Below are 19,180 nucleotides of genomic sequence, written 5' to 3'. Positions count from 1 at the left end.
TTAAGCGGCCTGTGGAGGCGCGTCAATCGCTATCTGAGCGCGCCGGGGACCTGTTGCGCAAGAATGACAGGGCGAGCAGCACCAGTGCGAGCCCGATGGCCGGACTATCGCCGGTTCGGGCATAGATGGTGGGGGGCAAGGGCGGCGGCAAGGGGGCATCGCGCCACCCCGCCTGCCCCAGGGGGATCGAGGCGGTGACACGGCCCGCCGCATCGATCATCGCAGAGACACCGGTATTGGCGACACGGATCATCGGCAGGCCCTGTTCGACGCTGCGCAGGCGGGCTTGGGCCAGATGTTGATAGGGACCCGAGCGGGTGCCGAACCACGCGTCATTGGTGATCAGCAAAAGCATGTCGGGGCGCGCAGGGGCGGCGCGCACGTCCTGCGGAAAGACGCCTTCGTAGCAGATGAGCGGCAGCGCAAGGCCAAGATCGCCGAGGCCGATCACCTGCGCGCCCGGCCCCGAGGAATAGCCGTTGCCCGCCTGGGCGGAAAAGGCGGTGATCCCGAAGCGGGCGAAAAAATCGCCGAAGGGGATGTATTCGCCGAAGGGGACAAGGTGGTGCTTGTCGTAAAGGGCTGCCACCTGTCCCGAGGCATCGAGCATCACCAGAGAGTTGAAATAGCGCAGCCCGTCGGTGCGTTGCAGGCCAAGAACCACGGGCGCGCCGTCTGCGGCCGCCGAGATCGCGTCAAAGGCCGGACCGGCACGCTCGAGCAGCACGGGGATCGCGGTTTCGGGCCAGACGATCAGATCGGGGCGCGCGGCGGGCGTGGGGGCGCCCTGCCCGTCCGGTGGCGCGGAGGTGAAGGCGATCTGTCGCTCGAAGAAGGTGCGGGTGTGGTCGGGATGCCATTTGAGATGCTGGGCGGCATTGGGCTGGATCAGGCGCACCAGAGGGGCGTCGGGCGTGGGCTGTGCGGCAGGCGTCAGCGCGGCCCCTGCCCCATGGAGTGCGGCAATGAGCGCGAGGGCCACGAGGGCCGCCGGGCGCGGGCCGCAGACCACGCGCCAGAGCGCCGCCGCCGCCGCAAGCGTGATCGCCGTCAGCATCAAAGAGCCGCCCCAGGACGCCCAGTGAAGCCAAGGCGTGTCGATCAGGGCATGGCCCGTCTGCGCCCAGGGAAAGCCGGTGAACAGATAGGTGCGCGCGGCTTCGGACAGGAGCAGCGCGGCGACCCACGCAAGCGCCCCGCCGCCCGCCGCGCGCGCCAGCGCAAAGCCCGCCGCCCAAAAGAGCGCCAGCCCCGCCGAGAGGCCGAAGAGCGCGAAAGGCGCCATCCAGCCATGGCGCGCGACATCCACGAGGAACGGCTCGACGATCCAATTGAGCGAGAGCATGAAATAGCCGGTGCCCGCCGCCCAGCCGAGAAACCCCGCGCGGCGCCATGTGGGCGCGGCGGTGAAGATCGCGAAGAGCATGGCGAGACCCGCCACGGTCAGCGGCCAGAGCCCCCAGGGCGCCTGCCCCAGCCCGGCCAGCGCGCCGATCAGCGCGCAGAGGATCAGACGGTTGCGCGGGCGCAGACCGGCGGCCCATGCCGCGAGGCCGACAAGGCGGGTGTCAGGCATCCTTGTGGTCGGGAAGACGCACACGCAGGCGCTTGATTCGGCGCGGATCGGCATCGATCACCTCGATCGAGGCGCCGGAGGGATGTTCCACCACCTCGCCGCGCACCGGGACACGGCCCAGAAGCATGAAGACGAGACCGCCCAGGGTGTCGATCTCTTCCTCGTCCACCTCTTCGGCGTCGGTCAGCGACAGGCCGGTTTCGGCCTGAAACTCGTCGAGCGGGGTCTTGGCGATGGCGAGATAGCTGCCGGGGCTTTCGCGGACGAAATACTGATCCTCGTCCACGTCATGTTCATCCTCGATCTCGCCGACGACCTGTTCGATCAGGTCCTCGATCGTCACGAGACCGTCGACACCGCCATATTCGTCGATCACAAGGGCCATGTGGCGCCGGTCGTTCTGCATCTTCTGCAAGAGCACGCCGATCGGCATGGAGGGCGGCACGAAGAGCAGCGGGCGCAGCATCTTTTTCAGCGAATAGGCGCTGGACTGCCCGTTGAAGCCGTGGCGCAGGGCGAAATCCTTGAGATGGACCATGCCGATGGGGGTGTCGAGCGTGCCTTCATAGACCGGCAGGCGGGTCATGCCGCTTTCGCGGAACACATCGACCAGTTCATCGCGGGAGATGGAGACCGGGACCGAGACGATATCGGCCTTGGGAATGGCCACATCCTCGACCGCCATGTCGCGCAGGTTGCGCAGGCCCGGCATGGCACCGGGCGCCGAGGCGTCGGATCGGGTCTCATCGGTCTGGGTGTCGTCACCGGGGGAGAAGACCCCGATGATCCGGCGGAAAAACCCGGCTGGTTCGTCGTCATCATCATGCCTCTGAGGCTGCGCGCTTTGCGCCGCGTTAGAGGACTCGTCTATACTGTCGCCCATCGTCTCTTGTGTCCGTTGGCGGGGTGCAGGCACCCCAATGCAGTCAATATGGGTCAGGGACCCCCAGTTTGCCAAGTATCGCCACTTCGGTTGTTTCCATCAAAGTGGCATCTTGGTCACGGATATGATCATAGCCGAGCAAATGTAACACCGCATGAACGATCAGATGCGTCACATGGTCCGGCAGCGGCTTGCCGGCGGCTTCGGCCTCGCGCTGGCAGGTCTCCCAGGCGATGGCGATGTCGCCGAGCGGGGTGGGCGCGTCGTCGCCCGCTTGCGCGGGCGCCTCGGGACGGGCGCCGGGTGTGTCGGGGGCCAGATCGGTTTCAGGCCAGCTGAGCACGTTGGTGGGCACCGGCTTGTCGCGGAAATCGGCATTGAGCGCCATGATGCGCGCATCGTCACAGGCGAGGATGGCGATTTCCCACGCGTCGGGCGCAAGGCCCAGATGGGTGAGAGCCGCGCGGGCGGCGGTTTCGGCGAGGCCGGGCAGATCGAGGGCCTGCCAGCGGTCGTCTTCGAGAATGGTTTCGGTCAGCATGGGGGGAGGATCGCGGGGTTGGGTTCGGGGGCTCTGCCCGCAGGGTAAGGTTCGGGGGCTCTGCCCCCGGGCCCCCGGGATATTTGGGGCCAGAAGAAACGCAAGGGCCTGACCTTGCCGGAGCAAGGGTCGTGGTGGCGCGAGCATGGGCCGGGGTCAGGCATTCAGGCGCCGGGTGTGTCGGCTTCGTAGGCTTCGATGATCGCGGCGACAAGCGGGTGGCGGACCACGTCCTTAGAGGTGAAGTAGTTGAAGGACACGCCGGGGATGCGGGTGAGCAGGCGTTCGGCGTCATGCAGCCCGCTGGTCACGCCGCGCGGCAGGTCGATCTGGCTGCGGTCGCCGGTGATGACCATGCGCGAGCCTTCGCCCAAGCGCGTGAGGAACATCTTCATCTGCATGGAGGTGGCGTTCTGCGCCTCGTCGAGCACGACGAAGGCATTGGCGAGGGTGCGCCCCCGCATGAAGGCGAGCGGCGCGATCTCGATGCGCTTTTCCTCGATCAGCTTGGCCAGTTGCTTGCCGGGCAGGAAATCGTTGAGCGCGTCATAGAGCGGCTGCATGTAGGGATCGACCTTTTCCTTCATGTCGCCGGGCAGGTAGCCCAGTTTCTCGCCGGCTTCGACGGCGGGGCGGCTGAGGATGATGCGATCGACATGGCCGTCGATGAACATCGACACGCCCACGGCCACGGCGAGATAGGTCTTGCCGGTGCCGGCGGGGCCGATGCCGAAGGCCATTTCATGGGCGAAGAGCGATTTGACATAGGCTTTTTGCGCGTCGGTGCGCGGTTCGACCAGTTTCTTGCGGGTCTTGATCTCGACCGGGCCGCCCTTGAACATCTCGAGCTGGTCGCCGTCGCGGGTGCCGGAGGCATCGAGATCGGCGCCCATGCGCAATTCGCGGTCCACATCGCCGGGTCCGACGGGCTTGCCGGATTCGAGCCGCTGATAGAGCGCCTGCAGCACGTCGATCGTGTCCCGCGCGGCAATGGCGGCGCCGACCACCACGAGCTGATTGCCGCGGCGCAGGATCTGCACACCCATTTTCTGTTCTATATCAGCCAGATGACGGTCATATTCACCGCACAGATCGATCAGCAGCCGATTGTCGGGAAATTCCACAACCGCTTCATGCAGCGCGTCGGGATCCGGGGGTGTGGGCAGCTGGGTCGTAACCAATCAAATCTCCTGCGGATGAGAGCCTGGGGTGATCGTGCCAAGAGCGGGGGGCAGGTGCAAGCACCTTGCGCGAAATGTCATCGAACCGTGACGAAAAAAGCCGCAGGCGGGGGCCTGCGGCTGAATTGTCGGGCAGCGGGGTGCTGCACGGATACTCAGAAGGCGTCCGAGCCTCTCTTGAAATTGCCGGTGGCGACCGTGGGCGGGGCCGAGCCGGAACAGACCGGCTTGCCGTATCGGTCGAGCCGCTGCGAGAGATACCCTTCGAGGCCGTCATCGATGATCCAGTGGTCGCAGCCGTTGGGATCGACCCAGATGCCGGCCTGAAGCTGGCTGAGGGACTTGCGGTCGATGAGGCCGGTGTCACGCGATTTGTCGGGGCCGACCACGCAGGCCGACAGAAGGCACGCCACCGGGATCGCTGCGATGAGTTTGAGTTTTGTCATTGGTCCGCCTCCTTCAGCGCCAGCACAGGATTTCGACGCGGCGATTGGCGGCCATGCCCGCCGCCGTATTGTTCGACGCCTTGGGCGCACGTTCGCCCATGCCGCGCACATCGGCGATCCGGGCGCCGGCGCTGCGCGCGACAGAGGCCACGGCGTTGGCACGGCGCAGCGACAGGTCCATGTTGTATTCATCCGAGGCGCGGCTGTCGGTATGGCCGACGATCGTGTAGGAGACGGCACCGGTGCTGGCGAAGAAATTCGCGAGGTTCTGGCGGGCCGAATGGCCCAAGCGGGCGCTGTCGGTGGCGAAATACTGGTCGGTGTTGACCGTCCCGCACAGATTGGCCGTGCGGCAGACCGGAATGCCCTGACGGGTGACATGCGGGGTCATGTAGCCTTCGGCGCCATCATCCATCACCCAATGCTCGCAGCCATCGGGATCGACCCAGATGCCGGGCTGGTAGACCTCGCCCTTGACGATGCGCTGGCCCTGTTGCGCCAGGCCTGCATCGGTGGAGACCAGCAGCGCGAACGCCGCCGCGGCCAGACCGCCGACCATAGATTGAATATTTTGCGGAAACTGTCGTGTCACAGCCCTGTCCCTCTTTAACCTGGTTCCCGAGACCGGGAACGCACTCACACCCAAAACGGCTATCACAGTATGTAATTTAGGAAGATTACCAGCTTTCCACGCAAAGTGAAGCGAAAAACCCCATATATTGTGTGCGAATAGGAAACAATGCCTGAAATCCGCCACATTTGCCCGCGAGGCGCGGCACCACTACGCCCTGCGGTTGTCCGGTGGAAAACGGGCGAGGCCGGCGCCGATGCGCCAGACGGCGGCGCGGATCAGGCCCCGGAGGGCGAGACCAGCCTGCCGGCAAGCGAGTTGGAGCCGCTTTCGGTGATTTCGACCCGGGCCAGATCGCCGGGCTGCAGGGGGCAGTCGGCGACATGCACGGCATGCAGGTAGTCGGATTTGCCGACCATCTGCCCGGGCAGGCGGCCGGGCTTTTCGAAGAGCACGCCCAGGGTGCGCCCGACCATCGCATCCTGGATGGCGCGCTGGTGGTGGGTGATGCGCGCCTGCAGGCGGTGCAGGCGGTCGGTCTTCACGTCTTCGTCCAGTTGCGCGCGTTCGGCGGCGGGGGTGCCGGGGCGCGTGGAATACTTGAACGAATAGGCGTAGCCGTATTTCACCTCTTCGATCAGGTCCATGGTGGCCTGAAAATCGTCCTCGGTCTCTTCGGGGAAGCCGACGATGAAATCGCCCGACATCAGGATATCGGGGCGCGCGGCGCGGATGCGCTCGATCAGGCGCAGATAGCTTTCGGCGGTATGTTTGCGGTTCATCCGCTTGAGGATGCGGTCGGAGCCGGATTGCACGGGCAGATGCAGGTAGGGCATCAGCTTGGCGCAGGTGCCATGCGCCTCGATCAGGTCATCGGCCATGTCGTTGGGATGCGAGGTGGTGAAGCGGATACGCTCGAGCCCGTCGATGGCGTCGAGTGCCCAGATCAGCCGGGCGAGCGACCAGTCCGAGCCTTCGGGACCGGCGCCGTGATAGGCGTTGACGTTCTGACCCAGCAGGGTGATTTCGCGCACGCCGCGATCCACAAGCTCGCGCGCCTCGTCGAGGATGCGCGCGGCGGGGCGGCTGGCTTCGGCGCCACGGGTATAGGGCACGACGCAGAAGGCGCAGAACTTGTCGCAGCCTTCCTGCACGGTGAGAAAGGCGGTGGGGCCGCGGCTGGCCTTGGGGCCACGGGTTTTCAGCGCCTCGAATTTGTCGTCGAGCGGAAAATCGGTGTCGAGAGCGCGCGCGCCGGTGCGGGTCTGCGCTTCGAGCTGCGGCAGGCGGTGATAGGATTGCGGCCCGACCACCAGATCGACCAGCGGCTGGCGGCGCATGATCTCGTCGCCCTCGGCCTGCGCCACGCAGCCGGCCACGCCGATCTTGAGATCGGGGCGGGCGTCCTTGAGGGGGCGGAATCGGCCCAGTTCGGAATAGACCTTTTCCGCGGCTTTCTCGCGGATATGGCAGGTGTTGAGCAGGATCATGTCGGCGTCGTCGGGCGTGTCGGTTTCCACATAGCCCGCGCTGCCCATGGCCTCGGCCATGCGCTCGCTGTCATAGACGTTCATCTGACAGCCATAGGTCTTGATGTAGAGTTTCTTCGCCCCGGACATGGACCGCGCTCCCGCCTTGTTACAGGGCGCTGACCTACATCAGATCGGGGGTGTCTTGCAATGGAAGACGAATTGACGGAGTCTGCGCGCAAAACGGATGAGTGCGATGCGGTATACTGGGCTGAACGATTTCCTGAAACGTGGGGCGGAGGCGCTGGCGAAAGGTCCGGTGGCGGTGGTGCTGGTCGAGGACCGGGTCGAGCTGGGATCGACGCTCAGGCATCATCTGGCTCTGGGGTTTCGCGAGGTGCTGGTGGTGATGCCGGCGGAATTCGATCTGCCGCCTGATGTGGAGGCGCTGGTGCACCGGATCGACCATAGCGTGATGGCGATGGGCGATCATGTGGAGGTCATCAACCGGTTGATCGCGGCGGCGCCGGGCATCTGGATGTATTACTGCTTCAATGCCGAATACCTGTTCTTTCCGTTCTGCGAGACCCGCAGCGTGGGCGAGATGCTGGCCTTTCATACCGAAGAACGGCGCAACGCGATGCTGACCTATGTGGTCGATCTTTATGCGGGCGATCTTGCGGCGCATCCCGATGCGGTGTCGCTGGAGGATGCGCATCTGGACAGGTCGGGATATTACGCGCTGGCGCGCAACGATCCGGACAATCACAATCATCCCAAGGAACGGCAGCTGGATTTCTTCGGCGGGCTGCGCTGGCGATATGAGGAGCATATCCCCACCGCGCGCCGCAAGATCGACCGCGTGGCATTGTTCCGCGCCAAGAAAGGCGTGAACCTGCGCGCCGATCACACCTTCACGGATGAGGAATACAACACCTTTGCCTGCCCGTGGCACAACAACCTGACGGCGGCGATCGTGTCGTTCCGCACCGCCAAGGCGCTCAAGCGCAACCCGGGATCGACCTTTGATATCCACACCTTCAAATGGCACAATTCCACGCCGTTCGAATGGCATTCGCGCCAATTGCTGGACCTTGGCCTGATGGAGCCGGGCCAGTGGTTCTGAGGGGCTGAGGCAAGGACCGCGAAAGGCCGAGCGGGCCACGACTGGCTACGGGTGGCCGCTCGCGACGCAATCGGTCGCAATTGCGCATCCAAGCGGCGCTGTGGCACGGACAGGCGGCGCGCATCGGGGTTAGGCCGGGATCAGGGAGGAGACCAAAGCGGCCACGTGATCTGAAAGGATGCGCGATGATCCAGGTCTTGTCAGGTGTCTGGTCCTTGTTGCTGGGCATTGTCTTCATCATGCTGGGCAACGGCATGCATTTCACGCTGATCGGCCTGCGCGGCGGGATCGAGGCGTTTTCCTCGGCGGAACTGGCGATCGTCACCTCGGGGTATTTCGTGGGCTTTCTTTCAGGCGCGCGGCTGGCGCCGGTGCTGATCCGTCAGGTGGGGCATGTGCGGGTCTTCGCAGCCCTTGGCAGCCTGATGTCGGCGGGGTTGATCGCGTTTCCGCTGCTGACCGAGCCATGGGCCTGGACCATCCTGAGGCTGCTGGTGGGGTTCTGCATCTCGGGCGTTTACGTCACCGCTGAAAGCTGGCTGAACAATGCCGCGACCAACGAGACGCGGGGCGGCGTGCTGTCGGCTTACATGATGGCGCAGACGCTTGGGATCATCGGCGCGCAAGGGCTGCTGAACCTTGGGGATGCGGCGGGTGCGGGGCTGTTCATCGGGGCGTCGATCCTCGTGTCGCTGTCGCTGACGCCGATCCTGCTGGCGGCGACACCGGTGCCGGCGGCGGCGGTCACCCGCCCCATGGGGCTGAGGGCGCTTTACACGGGATCGCCGCTTGGGACGGTGGGGATTTTCCTGCTGGGCGGGGTCTATGCCACGCAATCGGGCATGGGTGCGGTCTTTGCCACACAGATCGGGATGAGTGCGGCGCAGGTGTCGCTGTTCGTGGCCATGCTTTTTGCCGGCGCCCTGGTGCTGCAATATCCCATCGGCTGGCTGTCGGACCGGATGGACCGGCGGCGGCTGATCCTTGGGTCGGCGGTGCTGGGGGCTGCGGCCTGCGGGCTGGGCTGGGCCACGGAGGGCGATTTGTGGGCGCTGATGGCGTCGGCGTTTCTGGCGGGTGGCGTGACGACGCCGCTTTATGCGCTGCTGCTGGCCTATACCAACGATGCGCTGGATGCCGAGGACATGCCGGCGGCGTCGGGCGGTCTGGTCTTTACCTTCGGGCTGGGGGCGATCGCGGGGCCGCTGCTCGCGGGCTGGGCGATGCAAGGGGGCGGGCCGTTCGCCTTCTGGCTGGTGCTGGCGGCGGTGTTCGGGGTGATCGCGGGCTATGCGCTTTACCGGATGACGCAGCGCGCGCCGGGGCCGGTGGACGAGACCGAAAGCTATCTGGGCGTGTTGCCCACGGCCACGCCCGTGGCGGTGGAGGCGGCGGGCGCATGGGCTGCCGAGCAGGCCGAGGCCGAGCGGGAGGCCGAGGGCGTGGCGTAAGGGCGCCCTGCCCTTCGGCGGCCCGATCCGGTGCGGCGCGTTACTGGCGCAGCTTTAAAACCAGTTTGCTGACCGGGTCCGTTTCGCCATCATTCATGGTGGTCAGCGTCGTGGTGGCCATGGACAGATAGGACTGGACGGTCTGCGAGCTGCCGAGCGCCGAGGCGGCGAGAGCGGCCACATCCTGCATCTTGTCATGGACCGGAGGGGCGAGCGCCTTTTCCTGCCAGATCGCGGTCAGGACGCAGGCGCAAAGCGCCAGCTTCACCCAGCCTGCCAGACGTCTGGCGCGGTGGGATCGAGCCGCGTAAAGGTCCTCTCGGGGAATGGGCGTCTGAAAAATGACTTGTGGTTCCATGCGCCGAGGATCACCCCGAAGCGTGGCGATTCCATGGCTCAATCCCGGCAAAAAGGAAGCGGTGGGCGGGCGCGATGCCCGCAAACCGCCTGGCCTCAGAGATTTTCGGCCTGAGGCATGCCCAGCACGTGATAGCCGCCATCGACATGGATCACCTCGCCCGAGGTGCAGGCGCCGGCATCCGAGGCCAGATAGACCGCCGTGCCGCCGATCGCCTCGAGCGTGGCATTGGCACGCAGGGGGGCGTTGAGATCGGTGTGCTTGTAGGTCTTGCGCGCGCCGCCGATGGCCGCGCCGGCCAGCGTCTTCATCGGGCCGGGAGAGATCGCGTTGACGCGGATGCCGTCGGGGCCGAGATCATTGGCGAGATACCGCGTCGCGGATTCGAGCGCCGCCTTGGCCACGCCCATCACGTTGTAATTCGGCACGACCTTGTTGGAGCCCTGATAGGTCAGCGTCAGCAGCGTACCGCCGTTCTCCCGCATCATCGGATAGGCGCGGCGCGCCACGTCGATGAAGGAATAGGCCGAGATTTCAAGGCTGTGCTTGAAGTTGGCGCGGCTGGTGTTCATAAAGCGGCCGGTCAGTTCGGACTTGTCGGAATAGGCGATGGCATGGACCACGAAATCGATGGTTGGCCATGTCGCGGCCAGGGTCGAGAAGGCCGCATCGAGAGAGGCGTCATCGGTCACGTCCACGTCGAGCAGCAGATCGGAGCCGACGCTTGCGGCCAGCGGCTCGACGCGTTTGCCGAAAGCCTCGCCCTGGTAGGAAAAGGCCAGTTCCGCGCCGGCCTTGTGCATCGCGTTCGCGATGCCCCAGGCGATGGAGCGGTCATTGGCCACTCCCATGACGAGGCCGCGCTTGCCCTGCATCGAATTGCTCATGTGACGATACCCTACCCGTGAAATTTGCTGAGAAGCATGGAGCCGTTGGTGCCACCGAAGCCGAAGCTGTTGGTCATCACCGTGTCGAGCCCCGCATTGTCGATGCGCGCGGTCGCGATTTCGGAGGCGTGCAGCGCGGGATCGAGGGTTTCGACGTTGATCGAAGGAATGATGAAGTCATTGTCCAGAGCCAGAAGGCAATAGATCGCCTCTTGTGCGCCGGTGGCGCCCTGGCTGTGGCCGGTCATCGACTTGGTCGAGCTGATCGGCGGGGTGCTGCCTTCGCCGAAGATGCGGCGCACGGACTGAACCTCGCCCACATCGCCCACGGGGGTCGAGGTGCCATGCGCGTTGATATAGCTCACCTTGCGGCCTTCGGGCAGGGTGCTGAGCGCAAGGCGCATCGCGCGCTCGCCGCCCTCGCCGGAGGGGGCGACCATGTCGGCGCCGTCAGAGGTGGCGCCGTAGCCGGTCACCTCGGCATAGATTTTCGCGCCACGGGCCAGGGCGTGGTCGAGATCCTCGAGCACGACGATCCCGCCACCGCCCGAAATCACGAAGCCGTCGCGGTCGGCATCAAAAGCGCGGCTCGCCCGCTGGGGCGTGTCGTTATACTTGGAGCTCATCGCGCCCATCGCGTCGAAGAGGCAGGACAGCGTCCAGTCCAGTTCCTCGCCGCCGCCGGCGAACATCACGTCCTGTTTGCCCATCATGATCTGTTCGGCGGCATTGCCGATGCAATGCAGAGAGGTAGAGCAGGCCGAGGTGATCGAATAGTTGATCCCCTTGATGCGGTAGGCGGTGCTGAGATTGGCCGAGATCGTGGAGGACATGCATTTGGGCACGGCGAACGGCCCGATGCGCTTGGGGCTGCCTTTTTCGAGCACGGTCTGATGCGCCGCGAGCATCGCCGAGGTGGACGGGCCGCCCGATCCGGCAACAAGCCCGGTGCGCGGATTGACGATTTCGGCCTCGGTCAGGCCGGCATCGGCGATGGCCTGCCCCATGGCGATATGGGCATAGGCGGCCCCCGGCCCCATGAAGCGCAGGGTGCGCTTGTCCACATGTTCGGTCACGTCGATCTTGAGCGTGCCCGCCACTTGTGAGCGAAAGCCATGTTCCTGCATTTCGGGGCTGGACTCGATGCCCGATGTGCCGGCCTTGAGGGCGGCCAGCACCTCGGAGGCGGTGTTGCCGATGGATGAGACGATCCCCAGACCCGTGACGACGACGCGACGCATGTTGCGCACTCCTTGTATTCAAGCGTGGGTTCAGTTTTCCGACAAGGCCACTTTCATGTCCTTGACCTGATATATCACTTCTCCGTCGGCTTCGACCCGGCCATCGGCGACGCCCATGGTCAGGCGTCTGGTTTGCACGGCTTTCGTGAAATCCACGTAATAGGTCAGCATCTTGCGGTCGGGACGAACCATGCCGGTCAGCTTGACCTCGCCCACGCCAAGCGCATAGCCGCGCCCCGGCCAGCCGCGCCAGCCCAGATTGAAGCCGGTGAGCTGCCAAAGCCCGTCAAGGCCCAGACAGCCGGGCATGATCGGGTTTCCGGGGAAGTGGCATTCGAAGAACCACAGGTCGGGATGGATGTCGAACTCGGCCACGACGTGACCCTTGCCATGCGCGCCACCATCCGCCGAGATATCGGTGATCCGGTCCATCATCAGCATGGGCGGTTCGGGAAGTTGGGCGTTGCCGGGGCCGAAAAGCTCGCCCCTTGCGCATTTGAGCAGGTCGTCGCGGTCGAAGCGGCTCGGATAATCGGCCATGCAGGCGGCCCCTTTCGTAGCTTTAGGGTTCGGTTGCAAACCCTGTATCACCGGGCCAAAGCCCGTTGCAAGCCTGTCAGAGCCGTGCGACAGCGTCGCGGGGTGATGGAATTTATTTGAAATATAGGGGGATGCCGCCCTATATTCCGGAATGACGGGACGAATTGAGGCTTACATGACACATCAAGCAACAGGCCGGGAGATCAGGTGGCTGACGGATGCCGGCCTGCGACCGACGCGGCAGCGCATGGCGCTGGCCACGATGCTGGTGGGCGATGGGCATCATCGGCATGTCACGGCGGAGAGCCTTTTCGCGGAAGCGCAAAAGCGCGGTGAGCGGGTGTCGCTGGCCACGGTCTACAACACGCTGCGGGCGTTTTGCGATGCGGGGCTCATTCAGGAAGTCACCGTGGACGGCTCGAAAAGTTATTTCGACACGAACACGCATGACCATCCGCATTTCTTCTGGGAGGACGAGAATCGTCTGACCGATGCGCCGTCGGACCAGTTGCAGATCGCGCAATTGCCGCAAGCGCCCGAAGGGGCCGAGATCGCCAGTGTCGATGTGGTGATCCGTCTGCGGCGCAAGAGCTGAGATTTCAGGACTGACGAACCGGGCCGAAGGGTCAAGGGATCTGGGAAAGGATGCCGATGCGCGCCGTGAGCTATTCGCAATTCGGGCCGGCCGATGAGGTTCTGGCGCTGGATGAGGTCGACACGCCCAAGCCCGGACCGGGAGAGGTGCTGGTCAGGCTGACCTTTTCCGGGGTGAACCCGTCGGATGCCAAGGCCCGCGCGGGCGGCAGGCCCGGTGTCACGAAACCGCCCTTTGATCGAATCATCCCACATTCCGATGGCGCGGGCGTCATCGAGGCGGTGGGCGATGGTGTGGACCGCACCCGGATCGGCGAGCGGGTCTGGATCTGGAACGGCCAGTGGCAGCGCGCTTTTGGTACCGCTGCCGAGTATATTGCCCTGCCGCAGGCGCAGGCGGTGCCCCTGCCCGAGGCGGTGAGCCTTGAGGTCGGGGCGAGCTTGGGTATTCCGGGGCTGACGGCCTGTCAGACGGTATTCGGCGGTGGCGATGTGGCGGGCAAGACGCTGCTGATTTCCGGCGGCGCGGGTGCTGTGGGGCATAACGCGGTGCAACTGGCGGCATGGGCGGGAGCACATGTGATCGCCACCTGCTCGGCGGGTGCCATGGACCGGGTGCGCGAGGCGGGCGCTGCACATGTGTTCGACTATGCCGATCCGGACCTCGCCGCGAAGATCGTGGACACGACCGGGGGCCAAGGCGTGGCGCGCGCCATCGAGGTGGAGTTTGGCGTGAACGCCCCCCTTCTGGCGCAAGTGATGGCGCCGCTTGGCACGATTGCGGCCTATGGGTCGGGCAAGGACATGGCCCCTGCCCTGCCATTCGGGCCGTACCTCTTCAAGGCGCTGAAGATCGACATCACGCTGATCTATATCCTGCCCCTGCCCGAGCGGCAGGCGATCATCGCCAAGCTGCATGAGGCGCTGGAGCAAGGCGCGTTGAGGCCCGAGATCGGCGCGACCTTCCCGCTGGAGGCCTGCGCGCAGGCTCAGGATGCGGTGATGACGCCGGGGCGCGCGGGTGCCGTGCTGCTGGAGCTTGGCTGAGGACCGGGCGCGTCGCCGCGGTCAGAATGTGGCGGTCACGGTTTGGGGCCAAGGCCCGAAAGACCCGGTCGGGTGATGTGCTGGCGCGAAGCGGACAGCCCGGCCTCGAACCCTTCGGCATCGCCGTAATCGACGAATTGCGCGTAATAGGCGTGATAGGCGCCGATGCGGGCAGCGTGCTTGATCGGACACCAATAGGCCTCGGTGCGGCCTGCGACCTCCTGCACATAGCCGATCAGCCCGTTGCAATAGCCGCAATAGATGCAGTTCAGCTTTTGCAGCGCGTTGAGATAGGCGAGATGGTGGCGGTCGATGCGGATGAAATCGCGGCGCCGGACCTTTTCGATACCATAGACCGGAAAGCAGAGCGCCTGATAGAGCGACACCAGCAGATCGAGCAGCACGAAGGGCACGATCAGGCTGTAGATCACCGGAGCGGTGAGCAGCACCATGGGCCGCGTGCCGCGCAGGAAGGTCGAGAGCCTCACCCGTAAGGCGCGGTGCCGCGCGCGGATGTCTTTCTCGAACACGACACGGCCATTTTCGAGCCGGTAGCGGAACGCCTCGCTGCGGCGGTGGAGGTCCTGCTCGAGCTCGTCCTGAAGCTCGCGGATGCGGGCGAGCAGGGTTTCGGCGGGCGATGTCATGGGCGGCTCTCCGGCTGGGTGCGGGGAGCACAGGGTAGCGAGGCGCGCGGGCCGTGGCTAGCCGCCTTTTGGGCGGCGGCGGTCGCGGCGTTTGGCCGAAAGGCGGCGCCGAGCGCCAAAACGACACCGGCGCGCACAGCTGACTGCACGCGCCGGGACGAAGCGGTTGGTGCCGCGCCGTGATCGCCGGGATCAGGCGATCGCGACCAGTTCGATGGCGAAGGTGAGATCCTTGCCTGCAAGCGGGTGGTTGGCGTCGAGCGTCACCTGATCTTCGGTCACTTCGATCACGGTCACCGGCATGACCTGCCCCTGCGGGGTCTGCACCTGAAGCTGGGTGCCCAGATCGAGCGGGATGTCGGCGGGGATGTCGGCGCGCGGCACGGCTTGCCGCGCGTTGGGGTCGGGCTGACCGTAGGCCTGATCGGCGGGCACTTCGACGGTTTTCTTGTCGCCCACGGCCATGCCGGGGAGGGCCTGATCGAGACCGGGGATGATCTGACCGGAGCCCACGGTGAATTCCAGCGGATCGCGGCCTTCGGAGCTGTCGAAGGTGGCGCCATCGGTCAGGGTGCCGGTATAGTGAATGCGGACGGTATCGCCCTCTTTGACTTGCGTCATGCGTTTTTCCAATCTTGTTCGTGAAGGGGGGTGGGTTTGCAAGGCCGCGTATCTGGCGCGGGTGCTTGTGCGTGTCATGTCCAAGGGTAGTGACTCGCGCCACGGATTGCAAACCATCTGCTGACGGGAACAGATGGGCTTTCGGCGCGCGTCGATCCGTGCCAGTCTCGGCCCGCAACACCGGAGGGCTCATGGCTATCACAACATGCATCTTCGACGCCTATGGCACGCTTTTCGACGTGGCCGCCGCCGCGCGGATCGCGGCCAACGAACCGGGCCGAGAGACATTCGCCAAGCACTGGCCGAAAATCGCCGCGGATTGGCGGCTCAAGCAATTGCAATACACCTGGCTGCGCGCGGTCATGGATCAGCACACCGATTTCTGGGATGTGACGCAGGACGGGCTGGACTGGGCGCTGGAGGCCAGCGGGCTGGAGGGCGATGCCGAGCTGCGCGCGCGCCTGCTGCAGCTTTATCACGAGCTGGCGGCCTATCCGGAGGTGCCGGAGATGCTGAGCGCGCTGAAAATGCAGGGCAAGGCCACGGGGATCCTGTCGAATGGCTCGCCGGGGATGCTGAAGGGCGCTGTCGCGTCGGCGGGCATCGGCGATCGCTTGGACGATGTGCTGTCGGTCGAGGATGTGGGCGTCTTCAAGCCGGCGCGCGCGGTCTATGACATGGTGGGGGCGCGGTTCGGCTGTGCGCCGGGAGAGGTGCTTTTCGTGTCGTCGAACGGCTGGGATGCGGCGGCGGCGGCGGGATACGGCTTTGTGACCGCATGGGTCAACCGCGCGGGCGAGCCGGTGGACCGCCTGCCCGCCCGCCCGCATCACATCCTGAAGGATCTCACCGATATCCCGAAGCTGACGGTGGGCTGAGCATGGCACGTTTCACCACGAGCGACGGGCTGAGCCTTCATTACGAGGACGAGGGCGACACAGGCGCCCAGGCGGTGCTCTGCCTTGCGGGGCTCACGCGCAATACCCGCGATTTCAATTTCGTGGCCCCGCATCTGCGCGACTGTCGCCTGATCCGGATGGATTACCGGGGGCGCGGCTTGTCGGACCGGGATGCCGATTGCATGAATTACAACATCGTGCGCGAGGCGCAGGATGCGGTGGAGCTTCTGGATCATCTGGGGCTGAAAAGGGTCGTGCTGATCGGGACGTCGCGCGGCGGGCTGATCGCGATGGCGCTGTCGCTGAGCCATGCCGAGAGGCTGGCGGGCGTGGTGCTCAACGATATCGGTCCCGAGGTGAGCGCCGAAGGGATCGCACGGATCATGGACTATGTCGGCAAGACGCCGGACCTGCCCGATCTGGACACTGCCGCCGAGCGGCTGAAAGCCGTTCATGCAAGCGATTTTCCCGGCGTGCCGCTGGAGCGCTGGCGCGCGCAGGCCGAGGCGATGTTCGAGGAGCGCGCAGGCGGGGGGCTGGCACTGCGCTATGATCCCGAGTTGCGGCGCGCGCTGGTAGGACAGGCGGGCGCAGGGCAAGGCCCGGATCTGTGGACGCTCTTCGATCATCTGAGCCAGACGCCGCTTGCGGTGATCCGGGGCGCCAATTCGGACCTGCTGAGCGAGGCGACGCTGGAGAAGATGGCGGCGCGCCATCCCGGCCTGATCGCGCGGACCGTGCCGGATCGGGGCCATGTGCCGTTTCTGGATGAAGAGGAAAGCTTGGCCGCGATCCGCGCCGTTCTGGAGCAGGCAAAATGAGCGATATCGCGATGATCCGCGCCGCTGCCGCAAGGCTCGAGGGGCATGTGCGGCGCACGCCTCTGTTGTCCTCGCCATTTCTGGACGAGATCGCGGGACGGCAGGTTCTGGTCAAGCCGGAATGCCTGCAGCATACGGGCAGCTTCAAGTATCGCGGCGGGCGCGCGGCGGTGTCGGCGCTGGATCCTGAGCTGCGGGCGCGCGGGGTGATCGCCTTTTCCAGCGGCAATCACGCGCAGGGCGTGGCGCTGGCGGCGCGCCAATTCGGCGTGCCGGCGGTGATCATCATGCCCGCCGATGCACCGCGCATGAAGATCGACAATACCCGCGCGCTTGGCGCGGAGGTGGTGCTGTATGATCGCGCGGGCGGCGAGAGCCGCGAGGAGATCGGTGCGGCGCTGACCGAGGCGCGGGGCCTCACGCTCATCAAGCCCTATGACGAGCCACAGGTGATCGCGGGGCAAGGCACCTGCGGGCTGGAGATCGCCGAGCAGGCGCGCGCGGCCGGTGTGGAGCGGGCCGATGTGCTGGTGTGCTGCGGCGGTGGCGGGCTCACCTCGGGGATTGCGCTGGCGCTCGAGGCCGAGGCGCCGGGCCTGCGGGTGCGGCCCTGCGAGCCGGAGGGGTTCGACGATGTGGCGCGGTCCCTGCAAGAGGGCCGGATCGTGGAGAACGCGCAGGCGTCGGGCGGGATCTGCGATGCGATCGTGACGCCGCGCCCCGGCGATCTGACATTCCCGATATTGCAACGGCTGTGTGGTCCGGGTCTGGTGGTCAGCGAGGACGAGGCCCTGCAGGCGATGGCGCTGGCCTTTGCAAGGCTGAAGCTGGTGGCCGAGCCGGGCGGCGCGGTGGCGCTGGCGGCGGCGCTGCTGAGGCCCGAGGCCGTCGAGGGCGACACGGTGATCTGCGTCATCACCGGCGGCAATGTGGATGCGGCGATGTTCCGTCACGCGCTGGAGCGGCACGGGGACGCCTGACGGGCGGCGCAGACCGGGGATCGGAGGCCGGGGGGCCAGCCCCCCGGACCCCCCGGGATATTTGCGGCCAGAAGAAACAAACGGCCTGTGCAGGCCGGGGCGCGGATTTGAGCCAGATCATGGACATCACCGCGACAAGCCGGCTTTCGTTGAGCCAGTGCGGTGATGAAGGGGAGGGTATCTGCGCAAGATATGGCAAGGCGCGGGCATATGGCATGGCGCGTGGCGGCAAGAGCCATGCTGAGCATGACCCAGCATATCGAGCGGGTGCTCGGCACCCTGTCCTCGGGATCGGCGGCGGCGAGATCCCGGCTGGCCGCGTCCTGGCACCGGTCGTTCCGGGCGCATGGGCTTGACCCGGCGCATCGGCGCGAGGTGCGGCAGGTGACCGGGAAGGAGCTGCGCGACCGGCGCGATGCGCAAGGCGCGTTCCTGGAGGTTGCGGCACCGCAGATGGACAGTCTTTTCGGGCTGATAGGCCGGTCGGGCTGTGGCGTGCTGCTGACCGATGCGGAGGGCGTGGTGCTGGAGCTGCGCTGTGCGGATGGCGATGCGCAGGTGTTCCGGGACTGGGGGCTGCGGCCCGGCGCGGATTGGAGCGAGGCCGCCGAGGGGACCAATGGCATCGGCACCTGTCTGGCGGAGAACCGGCAGGTCACCATTCACCGGGACCAGCATTTCCTGGCGCGCAATATCGGCATGAGCTGCATGGATGCGCCGATCCACGGCCCGGACGGGGCGCTGATCGCGGCGCTGGATGTGTCCTCGGCCCGCGCCGACCAGACCGAGGCGTTCAACGGCCTGATCGCGGCGATGGTCGCCCAGACCGCACGGCAGATCGAGGCCGATGCCTTTCGCGCGGCCTATGCCGGGCGGCGGATCGTGGTGGCGGGAGAGGCCGGGCAGACGGAGCCGGCCGCCCTTCTGGCGGTGGATGACGACGACCTGATCGTGGGCGCCACGCGCGGGGCAAGACGCGCCTATGGCTTGCCGCTCGGGGGGGCGCTGAGCCCGGTTCCGGCGGGCGATATCCTGGGCCGGGAGGGCGCGGCAAGGGGGTTCGAGCGCGCCGAGCGCGCCGCCGTGATGCGGGCGCTGGCGCGTGCGGGCGGCAATGTGTCGGAGGCGGCCCGCGCCCTTGGCGTGGGCCGCGCCACGCTTTATCGCCGCATGGCACGGCTGGAGATCGCGCAGGGCGACGAAGGCTCGGAGGATCTGTCCCGGAACTGAGACAGTCGGGGGCCGTCCCCACCCCTGCCCCCGGTTACAGGGCGGCGATCTTCGGTCATCACGGGATCACG

21 protein-coding genes are annotated in these 19,180 nt (G+C 66.0%); 8 read left to right on the top strand and 13 right to left on the bottom strand.

Translation table 11 applies throughout. The annotated features are described in order from the left end of the window. Positions 1-22: 22 nt before the first annotated feature. From lnt to miaB, 7 genes are all read right to left on the bottom strand, one after another. Positions 23-1,576: an apolipoprotein N-acyltransferase gene (gene lnt, locus F3H35_RS07925; protein ID WP_149779069.1), complete on the bottom strand. Its 1,554-nt coding sequence runs from the start codon at positions 1,574-1,576 to the stop codon at positions 23-25. Next, positions 1,569-2,459 carry a hemolysin family protein gene (locus tag F3H35_RS07920; protein ID WP_149779068.1) on the bottom strand — a complete coding sequence of 297 codons (891 nt, stop codon included), beginning with the start codon at positions 2,457-2,459 and terminating at the stop codon, positions 1,569-1,571. Before F3H35_RS07920 ends, lnt begins: the two co-directional genes overlap by 8 nt. Before the next feature lie 43 nt (positions 2,460-2,502). Then, positions 2,503-3,000, bottom strand: coding sequence for an rRNA maturation RNase YbeY (ybeY, locus tag F3H35_RS07915; protein ID WP_149779067.1), 498 nt, complete (start codon positions 2,998-3,000; stop codon positions 2,503-2,505). Positions 3,001-3,164: 164 nt separating this feature from the next. Next, positions 3,165-4,181 (bottom strand): PhoH family protein, encoded by a 1,017-nt coding sequence (locus tag F3H35_RS07910; RefSeq protein WP_149779066.1) that lies wholly within the window; start codon positions 4,179-4,181, stop codon positions 3,165-3,167. A gap of 155 nt (positions 4,182-4,336) precedes the next feature. After that, positions 4,337-4,627: a hypothetical protein gene (locus F3H35_RS07905; RefSeq protein ID WP_149779065.1), complete on the bottom strand. Its 291-nt coding sequence runs from the start codon at positions 4,625-4,627 to the stop codon at positions 4,337-4,339. A gap of 13 nt (positions 4,628-4,640) precedes the next feature. Next, positions 4,641-5,186, bottom strand: coding sequence for an OmpA family protein (locus tag F3H35_RS07900; RefSeq protein ID WP_149779207.1), 546 nt, complete (start codon positions 5,184-5,186; stop codon positions 4,641-4,643). A gap of 290 nt (positions 5,187-5,476) precedes the next feature. Then, on the bottom strand, positions 5,477-6,817 hold the full coding sequence (gene miaB / locus F3H35_RS07895; protein WP_149779064.1) for a tRNA (N6-isopentenyl adenosine(37)-C2)-methylthiotransferase MiaB: 1,341 nt from the start codon (positions 6,815-6,817) through the stop codon (positions 5,477-5,479). Positions 6,818-6,923: 106 nt separating this feature from the next. On the opposite strand from miaB, the gene F3H35_RS07890 reads away from it, so the two are divergent. Both F3H35_RS07890 and F3H35_RS07885 read left to right on the top strand, forming a co-directional pair. Beyond that, entirely contained in the window at positions 6,924-7,793 is an 870-nt protein-coding gene (locus F3H35_RS07890) for a glycosyltransferase family 2 protein (RefSeq protein WP_149779063.1), read from the top strand. Positions 7,794-7,978: 185 nt separating this feature from the next. Next, complete coding sequence (locus F3H35_RS07885) at positions 7,979-9,244, top strand: MFS transporter (protein WP_149779062.1); 1,266 nt, start codon at positions 7,979-7,981, stop codon at positions 9,242-9,244. 40 nt (positions 9,245-9,284) lie between these two features. Here F3H35_RS07885 and F3H35_RS07880 read toward each other — a convergent pair whose 3' ends face one another. The 4 genes from F3H35_RS07880 to fabA form a co-directional block, all read right to left on the bottom strand. Then, entirely contained in the window at positions 9,285-9,602 is a 318-nt protein-coding gene (locus F3H35_RS07880; protein ID WP_149779061.1) for a hypothetical protein, read from the bottom strand. 95 nt (positions 9,603-9,697) lie between these two features. Continuing rightward, positions 9,698-10,489 carry an enoyl-ACP reductase FabI gene (locus tag F3H35_RS07875; RefSeq protein ID WP_149779060.1) on the bottom strand — a complete coding sequence of 264 codons (792 nt, stop codon included), beginning with the start codon at positions 10,487-10,489 and terminating at the stop codon, positions 9,698-9,700. Between the two features lie 11 nt (positions 10,490-10,500). Beyond that, the gene (gene fabB / locus F3H35_RS07870) at positions 10,501-11,730 is read right to left on the bottom strand and encodes a beta-ketoacyl-ACP synthase I (protein WP_149779059.1); all 1,230 of its coding nucleotides are present in this window, start codon (positions 11,728-11,730) and stop codon (positions 10,501-10,503) included. A 30-nt stretch (positions 11,731-11,760) separates the two neighbouring features. Next, complete coding sequence (gene fabA, locus F3H35_RS07865) at positions 11,761-12,270, bottom strand: bifunctional 3-hydroxydecanoyl-ACP dehydratase/trans-2-decenoyl-ACP isomerase (RefSeq protein ID WP_007814040.1); 510 nt, start codon at positions 12,268-12,270, stop codon at positions 11,761-11,763. Positions 12,271-12,445: 175 nt separating this feature from the next. Here fabA and irrA point away from each other — a divergent pair, with 175 nt between their 5' ends. Both irrA and F3H35_RS07855 read left to right on the top strand, forming a co-directional pair. Then, the gene (irrA, locus tag F3H35_RS07860) at positions 12,446-12,865 is read left to right on the top strand and encodes an iron response transcriptional regulator IrrA (RefSeq protein WP_007814043.1); all 420 of its coding nucleotides are present in this window, start codon (positions 12,446-12,448) and stop codon (positions 12,863-12,865) included. 56 nt (positions 12,866-12,921) lie between these two features. Continuing rightward, on the top strand, positions 12,922-13,911 hold the full coding sequence (locus F3H35_RS07855; RefSeq protein WP_149779206.1) for an NADPH:quinone reductase: 990 nt from the start codon (positions 12,922-12,924) through the stop codon (positions 13,909-13,911). Between the two features lie 35 nt (positions 13,912-13,946). On the opposite strand, the gene F3H35_RS07850 is transcribed toward F3H35_RS07855, so the two are convergent. Continuing rightward, complete coding sequence (locus tag F3H35_RS07850) at positions 13,947-14,558, bottom strand: hypothetical protein (RefSeq protein WP_149779058.1); 612 nt, start codon at positions 14,556-14,558, stop codon at positions 13,947-13,949. A 192-nt stretch (positions 14,559-14,750) separates the two neighbouring features. After that, positions 14,751-15,179 (bottom strand): FKBP-type peptidyl-prolyl cis-trans isomerase, encoded by a 429-nt coding sequence (locus F3H35_RS07845; RefSeq protein ID WP_149779057.1) that lies wholly within the window; start codon positions 15,177-15,179, stop codon positions 14,751-14,753. Positions 15,180-15,370: 191 nt separating this feature from the next. Between F3H35_RS07845 and F3H35_RS07840 the strand changes: the two genes are divergently transcribed. From F3H35_RS07840 to F3H35_RS07825, 4 genes are all read left to right on the top strand, one after another. Further along, on the top strand, positions 15,371-16,057 hold the full coding sequence (locus F3H35_RS07840) for a haloacid dehalogenase type II (protein WP_149779056.1): 687 nt from the start codon (positions 15,371-15,373) through the stop codon (positions 16,055-16,057). A gap of 2 nt (positions 16,058-16,059) precedes the next feature. Beyond that, positions 16,060-16,899 (top strand): alpha/beta fold hydrolase, encoded by an 840-nt coding sequence (locus F3H35_RS07835; protein WP_149779055.1) that lies wholly within the window; start codon positions 16,060-16,062, stop codon positions 16,897-16,899. Then, positions 16,896-17,879: a threonine ammonia-lyase gene (locus tag F3H35_RS07830; RefSeq protein ID WP_149779054.1), complete on the top strand. Its 984-nt coding sequence runs from the start codon at positions 16,896-16,898 to the stop codon at positions 17,877-17,879. Before F3H35_RS07835 ends, F3H35_RS07830 begins: the two co-directional genes overlap by 4 nt. Positions 17,880-18,089: 210 nt before the next feature. Then, positions 18,090-19,109 carry a GAF domain-containing protein gene (locus F3H35_RS07825; protein WP_223228350.1) on the top strand — a complete coding sequence of 340 codons (1,020 nt, stop codon included), beginning with the start codon at positions 18,090-18,092 and terminating at the stop codon, positions 19,107-19,109. Positions 19,110-19,180 lie beyond the last annotated feature (71 nt).

Source organism: Roseovarius litoreus, assembly GCF_900142765.1.
Classification (GTDB): domain Bacteria; phylum Pseudomonadota; class Alphaproteobacteria; order Rhodobacterales; family Rhodobacteraceae; genus Roseovarius; species Roseovarius litoreus.
The sequence above is the reverse complement of the archived record's forward strand: the minus strand, read 5'-3'. Positions and strand labels throughout refer to the sequence as shown.